Raw genomic sequence first — 8,667 nt, forward strand, 5'->3', positions numbered from 1 at the left:
TTATCTCATAAGGTCCGATAAAGCTGCGTCATTAACCCTTATCCGTGAGCTGGCCTTTCTGGTTGAAGAGCACGATCAACAGGGCCAGCAGGGCTACCCCCAGGGCCAGATACGGCACCCACGTGCTCGCTGGGGTAGGCGCCGCAGCCGGTGGATGCTGGCGCCGATAGGCCACGAGGATCGCGTATTCGGTGAGCCACTGTTGCACAAACAGGGCGCGTTGCTCAGCCAGCTGCGCTTGGTAGAGCTGTTCCCGGGCCAGCGAGTCTGGGATGACCCGCGGATCCGGAGGTGGGAGCAGCAAGTAGGGCTCGGTCAGATTGCCCGAGAAGGTGCAAGCACTGAGCTCCAGGAGGTTGCCTGCCGCATCCAAGCGCGAATAAAAGATCCAGACCCCTTCTCGGACGAGGATCCCGCAGCTGCTATACTGATCATACCGGCCCTGGAGGAGGGGGCGCGGCAGCTGGCCTTTTAATTCCTCGAGCACCTGCACCTGGAACGTGGTATCCGTCACAGCGAACACTCGGCCTAGAAAGACGTGGGGAGTTTGCCCCAGCTTCTCTTGCATCAGCGCATAGGTCCAGCTTGTGCGTGACTTGCGGCATTCACAGGCCTGCGCAGGAAAGCTAGCGACAAGCAGCAGGAGTAGGAAAAATTTTCCAAGCATAGGGGAACAACGGTCAGGGGGAAAGCGAGGACAAGATAGGGGGCTATCGGATGACTGCTAGGACAGGAAATAAGGATCGATAAGCAGGGTCTTATGGATCCCTATACGGGAGGGTGTACAGTTGTTGAACGCTCCTCTCACACCTGTACAGCGTCCAAAGTCAGGACTGATAAGCTTCTGTTATCAGACCTTATCTGGTTCCTGTTCGTTCTGAGCAGGAGAGTGAAACGCTGCTAATCGTAAACCTGCTCGTGTCCTTCGAGGTGGCCTGCTGGAGCCTCGGGCGGAGGAGAAGCCCTTTAGTCCACTTGCCACCTGGGAATTAAATAATTTAATGGCCATTCCCAGCAGCTTTTAAGTCCAAAAGTGTCCGCTTGTCAGGGGCCCGCGGAGTTGCCGGTGAAGCTGCCAGCTTCTACCCCTGCTACAATTAAATTATTTAAGAGAAGCATTCTCCCAAAACGAAATGAGTCGTCTATTTGACAATTGGCATTTTACCACGGGACAGTCTTATAAGGGAGAAACTTCCTAAAGAAGACGAACTTCCTGTATTTCTATTGGAAGTTAAAGAAGTTAAAGAATTATAACTTTTAATAGTTCTTTCAGAAGTTAAAGAAGTCAAAGAAGTCAAAGAAGTTTAACTTCTTTGGCATGGCTAAGAAGTAAGGGAAGTTTAAATTCTCTATTATTACTTCCAGATCCAGTTTGAGCTCTGTACTATGAAGATTATTGTATTCGCCAATCATAAGGGCGGAGTAGGAAAGACAACTTCTACGCTTAGTGTTGCGCAGACACTGGCACGCGATGGTCATCGCGTGTTACTCATGGACTGCGATGCCCAGCGCAATCTCTCACTAGCCTTTCGTCTGCCTTCTGGTTATCCAGATCTAGGGCTGGTGTTAGAGAAAAAAGCGCAGCTGGCGGATATCGTTTTAGCGATTGAGGAAAACTTACACTTGGTGGCAGCTACTCCGGATCTCGACTTCTTGGAGAAGATGGTCGGCCAGCAGTTGGGCTACGAAAGCATCCTTCGCAAGGGATTAGCACCGTTACAGGATCGCTATGACTATTGCCTGATCGATACTCCGCCTTCTTTGTCTGCTCTTACATACATGGCCCTGGTGGCTTGCAATGCAGTCTTTATTCCTTGCCAGCCGGAATACTTTGGCTATGAAGGCTTAAACAAGCTTATACAAGCATGCGAGCGGGTAAAGGACTTGTATAATCCCAACCTGATCATTGGTGGCATCTTTTTTACCAAGTACAGCAGCAAGTACCGCAAAAAGCTTCACCATGACGTGGTCGCCCTAATTGACTCCAAGTATTCCGAGGCCAAACTTATGATGGAGACCACCATACGCGAAAACGTCTCGCTGGCGGAAGCCCAAATCAAAAAGCAAAGTATTTACCGGTGGGCGCCGGAGAGCAATGGCGCTACCGATTACGAATCGCTCACCCGAGAAATCATTGCCCGAGTATGAGTAAGCAAACCAAGAAACCAAGTTTTGGCGACGATCTAGATATGCCAGCACCGCCATTAACAAATGACGCGCGTTTGTATGGCGTAAACCGGGAGGTTGTACTACTTCCCCAATCCGTCGTTCCGGCTGACACATCTGTACCCCCAGCCCCTATTTCAACTGTGCCTACTGAGGAGGAGTGGCTTAAATTCAGCACTTTTTTGCGGCGCAGTACCTATGTGCGGCTAAAGCAGAGTGAGTATTGGGATCGGCTTGTACTGAAAAAGGCAGTCGACTCTGCGCTGTGTGCTTTTTTAGATGCTATGGATGGGGCTGATAGGCCTTTGCCCGAGGCTGAACAATACCGACTTAATGGCAAGAAACTCAAATAATTACAGTATAAAATAGCAATAAAAACGCGGCGAAAAATTTCGAGTTTGTGCTATTTTTTACTATTAGGGGCACTTGCTTTTCATGCCTACAAAATCGCCCTAAATAAGCTAGCTTTTTATATATACTACATTAGTAATTACAGGAGCCATAACTTATTGTCGTTGTGAGGTATGCAAAGGTATACACCTACAAAATCGCCCTCTCACGCCTACATAAACGACGATTGATACCTACACAATCGCCCCTTGACGCCTACAAAATCGCCTTCTCGCGCTTCATATGCCTACAAAATCGCCCTTGATTCCGGCTGTTGATAAAACGGTAGCACAACATAATGCTCTCATCAACTCGCGCTTCAGCTTTGTGCCCTTGGAGATGCGCTTATTCATCTCTTTACTTACCCGCATCGAGCCTGGAGACGAGCAGTTTCGCGAGCACTTTGTGCCTATGGCAGAAATAATCCATGAGCGTACCGGCGGTTCGGCATATGAGGAAGTAAAGCAGATGTGCAATAACATTACCTCGCGTCGGCTTTATATCGAGAAGCTGGTTGATACCCAGCAAGGCACTCGAAAACGGAGTAAGAAGCCCGATTTTGAGTTTATTCCGCTCATGGCCAAAGCTGCTTATGAGAGTGATCGAGGAGGAGTCGTGGCGTCCTTTAACCCGCTGATCATGCCCTATCTATTGCAGCTGCGGGAGAGTGGCAACTTTACCTTAGCGCAACTAGAGCAACTCAATAAGCTTAAAAGCTTTTATTCTTACCGCATTTACTGGTTACTTAAGGAGTACGCCACCTTTAGAGAGCGAACAATTACCATCGCTCAGCTTCGTTTTCTGCTTGATCTTCAAGAGGGTGAGTACCCACGCTTTAATAATCTGCGCACACGTATCTTGGACAAGGCCCAGACCGAGATGCAACAGACGGATATGCCGTTTACCTATGAATTGTTGAAGCAGGGCAAGCTCGTATCCGAGGTGAAATTCTTATTGTCTGCTCCTCATAAGGAGGGAGCAATGCCTACAAAATCGCCCTTTAGTGAGGCTCCTGTGTGGACGCGAACACTGGCCGAAATAGGCGTAGGAGAGAGGAGCTTGGCCGTGGTCAGCCAACAACTGGCGGCGGGCGAGTACGATGTTGACTACATCGCCTACGTGGTGCGCATTGTGGAAGCGCAATTTCAGAAAGGTAAAATTAAGAAGCCCGCCGGGGCTATCTACAAAGCGCTGATTGAAAAATACTTGCTTGCGGATTACCAGCAGGCGAAGGCCACCAAAAATACCTCGCCCAAAAAACAGGCGCTAGCTAGTACAGAGAAGGAGGCCGAGGTCGCGTTTCGCCTCCGGGAGATCCGGGAGATGTACGACAATCCTGGGCCCTATGCCCAGCGCCAGAAGCGCGCGGAAACCTTTGAGCAGCATCTCCAGCAGGTCTACCTGCAGGATGGCTTTCAAGTCGAGCACCGGGAGGGAGAAGCATGGTTGATTAAGCAGCCGTAGGTCGCCTTGCTGCCGCCGCGGTTGGCACTGGCCCCAGTGTCCAACAGGTTTGTTCATTGGCTGGAAGTCTCACGACCAGCGAGCGGCAGCTAGTGCCCCTTCATAGCCAAGCACAGGACACTCAGTAGGCGTCTCAACGCCACGCACATAGCGGAGCTCGGTCCCCAGGGTACGGGCTGTCCTCGCCGTTTCGCGGCCGGGTGGCAGCTGGCTCCTGGAGGGTAGAAGGATAGGTCGCTAGAAAGGACCTGCTGCCCTCGTGGGCCCATTGTGGCTGGACCGGTTACCTCTCGCCCTAGCCCCTAAGAGTCAGGAGGTTCAAACCAGATTTGCCCTACTTCTTTTTGCAAATGCGGCCGCCAGCAGTTTACCTTTATAGCGGTTGCCTCTCCTGACTTCAGGATAACAGCCAGACCGTAGAGCGTAGAGTAAGATCGGAATCTTTCTTGGTGCCTTCCTTTGAGCAAGCGATCTGCTGCTGCTCCGGTCCCGTCTGTCCGCCCGAGCCTCCCTTCCCCACGTTCCCCCAAGGTGTCGTGGTTCCCGCCCACGCTGGAGCCCACTCCTAGTTCATATACCGGCGTAGGTCCGGACAAGTATGCTCTATTCGATGTCGAGCTAATCGAATTAAGCCCCGAGGAGCCTGTGGGGCCTGCTTTCCGTGAAGAGCCCCAGCTCACCCGCGCCGAGAAACGGGACCTCACCGAGCACCGGATCGCCCAGCTTTCCCAACTTCCTGGGGCACGGGGCACCCTGTATAGAACCTGGCAGTGTGATCAGGGCTTACCCTACCGCAAACGCTACCCGACTAGCTGCGGGCTCCGCTGGTGCTTTCAGTGTGCCTGTAACCGCATGGGTACGTTAGTCCGCAAGTATCTGCCCCTAATGGAAACCTGGGAAAACCCCCAGCTGCTCACCCTAACGGTGCCCAGTTGTGTCCGAGCGGAGCTGCCCGACCGGGTCAAACACATGCTTCTGACCTTTACCAAGATCAGCGAGCTGTGGAATAAGCACTACCACCGCAACCGCCGCTACTACCAGCGCTATGGCCACTTCCACCCGGCCTGGCCCACGGTTCCGCTGGTGGGCCTCCGCGAGGTAGAAATTTCTTATACGCTTGAGCTACTCGAGGAACGCTACCATCCACATATCCACTTCATCCTGCGCGATGCCACGACGGCGCAAGCCTTGCTCGCCCGGTGGTTGCAGGTGATGCCAGGGGTAAACGCGTGGGGACAAAATCTTAAAGCCGTATACTGCCTGCAGGGAGCCTTGTGCTACGTACTGAAACCCGCGGTGAATTTTGGTGCGCGTAACCCGGTGCCCGCGGCCGCGATGGATACCATCTTCCAGGTGCTCGCCCTACTCACCCCCTTTTACGCCTACGGGATGAGAGCCCCGAAGAAGCGTATAACATTCTCTTGAACCGAATCGTCTTCACGCCCTTTGGCGTCACGCAAGCCCGCATGAGTATCTATGAGGTAAGCGACCCGGCAAACCCCATGAACTATACTGGCATGAATCCGCCGGAGGGCTGGCAGCCCACCACGGGCAGTTGGCAGCATGTCCCCTCAGGAAGTAACTGCTTTACCAGTTTGCCTACTGTGTACAATGTAGCGCCCCACACCACCGCGGGCAAACCATTTGAGAACGTGGCCACCGTGTACACCGATATTGTAGGGCGGGGCTCCCATTAAATAATTTAATTTTTGGCCCGTTTGCCTCCTCACCCATCCTCACCCAACCGACCCACAACGCTACCCAGAAGTAAAGGGCAGTTTCTGGGTCAAAACACCGGAATAATAGTCAAAATTGCCCCATGGAGCCCTTAGAACCTGCCGAGAACCTCTTACCCGCCGCCCCTTCCGGCGTTCCCGAGGGCGTAGTCAATGTAGATGCCTGGCAGCGTATGCAGGAGCTGAAGGCTCACCCGCTCTACTCGGGGCCCGAGCGGATCGTGCAAACCAGTATCGAGGGGCTACAGAGTGACGGGCAAACGTCGACTGGTAACCGGAAGCGGAAGCTGGTGGCCCTGCCACGGGAGGAGCATCAGCAGATACGAGCCTTGCCTGCCGCCGGGTCAGGCCTAGCGCGCACCCTCCCGGCCCGCGGCGGGGTGGACCGGTACCGGGAAGCGCTGGGGCCTACCCTCCGAGCCAAGGACGCTGGGCTGCCGGTGGGACCTTCTGACCGGATTAAATTATGTAAGTAGAATGCCCTGGCGTAGCGGGCGGGGCTCGCTTGGTAGCCATTTTCCTCCTCACCCATCCTCACCCACTCGAGCCACAACGCTAGCCACCCCTGATCGGGGATTTCTAAGTCAACACCCCTGATTGTAGGTAAAAACAGCCCGCTAACCCCCGTAGAATCTGCTGCTCGCCGGCGGGGCCGGTATCCGGGTGGCTGACTGCCGAATAGCCCTCGTCGAAGCGGGTAGGTCGGGGCGGAGCAGCGGGTTACTGCCGGTCCAGCTCCCGCTGCATGCGGGCCCAGTCGCCGGGCGGGTACATCGCCGCCAGCTCTTCGTCGGTGGCAAACAGATCGATCTCGGGCAGGAATAGATTCACTACGTCGCGGTCGAGTTCGCGGTCCGTCAGATTGGGAAAGCTACAGGGCTCGGTGGGCGGCGTATAGCCCGCCGGGGCGGGGGCGGAAAGGTCCGGGGTATCACTCATGGGAGGTAGGAAAAAAGCGGGAGGGAAGGAAGTACCTCCCCTACTAAATATACGGAATACCCTAGATTTAGCTGCCCACATTGCGGGGTAGCCGAAGAAACAATCCAGGATGGGGATAGGGCAGGAGGGAGGCCTTTCCCGTTTCTCGCGGCGGGGAGTCCGGACCCCACCCCAGCTCGGAAGGTACCTCAGTAGGTCGTGTATCATTATCTAAACGACCGTTCATGTAATGATACACAACCAAAAAGGGGTAGTTTTGGGTCTTACTACTTACCCTCTGTTAGCCTATGCCCGACTACGTCGCCTACTATCGGGTCTCGACTGCCCGCCAAGGCCTTAGTGGCCTGGGGCTGGAAGCCCAGCAAGCGGCCGTCCGTACCTTCCTCGCACCGAGTGAGCAAATCGTGGCCGAGTTTATCGAAGTGGAGAGTGGGCGCAAGAACAGCCGGCCCCAGTTGCAGGCGGCCATGCAAGCGGCCAAGGAAGTCGGGGCGGTGCTGCTGGTGGCCAAGCTCGACCGGTTGGCCCGCAACCTGGCCTTTCTCTCGGCCCTGATGGAAAGCCGGGTGCGCTTCAAAGCGGTCGATATGCCCGCCGCCGATGAGTTTACCATTCACGTCTTAGGGGCCGTGGCCGAGAAGGAAGCGAAAGCGATTTCGACGCGCACCAAGGATGCCTTGGCCGCCAAGAAAGCGCGGGGGCACCAACTGGGTACACCGGCCAACCTGACGGCCGCGGCGAGGGCCAAGGGGCAGGTGCAACGACAAGCGAATGCGCAAACGAGTCTCGCGAATCGACAGGCAGCCGAACTGGCCCGCTTGTACCGGAGTCTGCAATGGGACTACCGACGCATTGCCGCCCAGCTCACCGCCTCGGGTTACCGCACCCGAAGGGGGTGCGCCTTTACCGCCGCCGGCGTGCGCCGCCTCGTGTTGCGGAAGCAAGAGCCGGTCGGAGGCCTTCGCTGAGCTACTTTTAATCTCCCTATTTCTTCTACTCCCTTTGTTATTTCGATGGAAACACTACCTACCCTGTACGATGTGGACGGGTTGTCGTTAGACCCCGGCACCATTCTAGAACCGTTTGGACCACCTTTTTTAGAAGCTGATGCGAAGTTCTTAGCCGCGGCGCCCTTATGGCGAGTAGACCAGGATAAGCGGGGGTGGCGCACCCAACCCCAACGCGGCGGACGGTTTCACCGGCTCACGCTGGCTATAGCGCAGCAATGCCGTTCCTGGCCCAACCCGGTGACGGATATTTGTAACCCGACGGGGCGACGCTTTCCCGAAGAGACGCCTCACGAACATCGGTTTCACGCCGTGTAAGAAGGGGTGGCGTGCTCCTTAGCTAAAGACTTCGCGATACTGCACCCATTGGTTACACCCCTTACTGCAGCTGGCTTGCATCAACCCACCTCAGTTAGCTTCACCACCCGCACTTCCCTCGGCACATGGCCTGTCAGCTGAGCGAGCACGGCAACAGCCGAGGCAAATGAATTGCGGGCCAGGTCAAACCCGCGCGCTGGATCCAGAGGATATCGGTAGAGCATGAAGCCATAAGCATTATTTCGCACGCCTACGTTGTTGGGCTGTCGCATCATCCCTATCTGGGCCTTAACCTTCAGCACTGATGCCGGCACGCCCCGCCTACCTTTAGGGAGCCAGGCATTTGCAACTCTGGCGCAGCAATACGCTCATAAACTCGCCCACGGCCGGAGCCACGATGGCCAGGCGGTGCCCTAGCCATGTTGCCCTCGCGTAAATAGAGGAGCGGGATATCAGGCTCGTAAATCAGTATATGCTCATACCAGGTATTTGCATACTACCGTTTCACTGATTTCCATCGTTGCAGCGATATCCCGGATGCTTAGGCCCGTAGCCCGTAAGCACTGGATCTGCTCGATCTTTTCGGGATCCAATTCGGGCCGGCCGATCACTTTGCCTTTCCTGCGCGCACGCTCCAAGCCTGCTTT

Annotated in this window: 11 protein-coding genes; 8 read left to right on the plus strand and 3 right to left on the minus strand. The window is 55.0% G+C overall.

Going from position 1 to position 8,667, the window contains the following annotated elements:
• Positions 1-31: 31 nt before the first annotated feature.
• Complete coding sequence (locus tag H9L05_RS22725) at positions 32-667, minus strand: hypothetical protein (RefSeq protein ID WP_187734687.1); 636 nt, start codon at positions 665-667, stop codon at positions 32-34.
• Positions 668-1,386: 719 nt separating this feature from the next.
• Between H9L05_RS22725 and H9L05_RS22730 the strand changes: the two genes are divergently transcribed.
• The 6 genes from H9L05_RS22730 (at position 1,387) to H9L05_RS22755 (ending at position 6,232) form a co-directional block, all read left to right on the plus strand.
• Positions 1,387-2,148 (plus strand): ParA family protein, encoded by a 762-nt coding sequence (locus tag H9L05_RS22730; protein WP_187734688.1) that lies wholly within the window; start codon positions 1,387-1,389, stop codon positions 2,146-2,148.
• Positions 2,145-2,519: a hypothetical protein gene (locus H9L05_RS22735; RefSeq protein WP_187734689.1), complete on the plus strand. Its 375-nt coding sequence runs from the start codon at positions 2,145-2,147 to the stop codon at positions 2,517-2,519. Before H9L05_RS22730 ends, H9L05_RS22735 begins: the two co-directional genes overlap by 4 nt.
• Positions 2,520-2,799: 280 nt before the next feature.
• The gene (locus H9L05_RS22740) at positions 2,800-4,020 is read left to right on the plus strand and encodes a replication initiation protein (RefSeq protein WP_187734690.1); all 1,221 of its coding nucleotides are present in this window, start codon (positions 2,800-2,802) and stop codon (positions 4,018-4,020) included.
• A gap of 531 nt (positions 4,021-4,551) precedes the next feature.
• Complete coding sequence (locus tag H9L05_RS22745) at positions 4,552-5,445, plus strand: hypothetical protein (protein WP_187734691.1); 894 nt, start codon at positions 4,552-4,554, stop codon at positions 5,443-5,445.
• Positions 5,442-5,717 carry a hypothetical protein gene (locus tag H9L05_RS22750; protein ID WP_187734692.1) on the plus strand — a complete coding sequence of 92 codons (276 nt, stop codon included), beginning with the start codon at positions 5,442-5,444 and terminating at the stop codon, positions 5,715-5,717. The genes H9L05_RS22745 and H9L05_RS22750 overlap by 4 nt, the downstream gene beginning before the upstream one ends.
• Positions 5,718-5,839: 122 nt before the next feature.
• Positions 5,840-6,232: a hypothetical protein gene (locus tag H9L05_RS22755; RefSeq protein ID WP_187734693.1), complete on the plus strand. Its 393-nt coding sequence runs from the start codon at positions 5,840-5,842 to the stop codon at positions 6,230-6,232.
• Between the two features lie 244 nt (positions 6,233-6,476).
• On the opposite strand, the gene H9L05_RS22760 is transcribed toward H9L05_RS22755, so the two are convergent.
• On the minus strand, positions 6,477-6,695 hold the full coding sequence (locus H9L05_RS22760) for a hypothetical protein (RefSeq protein ID WP_187734694.1): 219 nt from the start codon (positions 6,693-6,695) through the stop codon (positions 6,477-6,479).
• Positions 6,696-6,982: 287 nt separating this feature from the next.
• Between H9L05_RS22760 and H9L05_RS22765 the strand changes: the two genes are divergently transcribed.
• Both H9L05_RS22765 and H9L05_RS22770 read left to right on the plus strand, forming a co-directional pair.
• Positions 6,983-7,663, plus strand: coding sequence for a recombinase family protein (locus H9L05_RS22765; protein WP_187734695.1), 681 nt, complete (start codon positions 6,983-6,985; stop codon positions 7,661-7,663).
• Between the two features lie 45 nt (positions 7,664-7,708).
• The gene (locus H9L05_RS22770; protein WP_187734696.1) at positions 7,709-8,020 is read left to right on the plus strand and encodes a hypothetical protein; all 312 of its coding nucleotides are present in this window, start codon (positions 7,709-7,711) and stop codon (positions 8,018-8,020) included.
• An 80-nt stretch (positions 8,021-8,100) separates the two neighbouring features.
• Here H9L05_RS22770 and H9L05_RS22775 read toward each other — a convergent pair whose 3' ends face one another.
• Complete coding sequence (locus tag H9L05_RS22775) at positions 8,101-8,334, minus strand: hypothetical protein (RefSeq protein ID WP_187734697.1); 234 nt, start codon at positions 8,332-8,334, stop codon at positions 8,101-8,103.
• Positions 8,335-8,667: the final 333 nt, after the last annotated feature.

Origin of the sequence: Hymenobacter qilianensis, assembly GCF_014489555.1 — a bacterium.
Taxonomy (GTDB): Bacteria; Bacteroidota; Bacteroidia; order Cytophagales; family Hymenobacteraceae; genus Hymenobacter; species Hymenobacter qilianensis.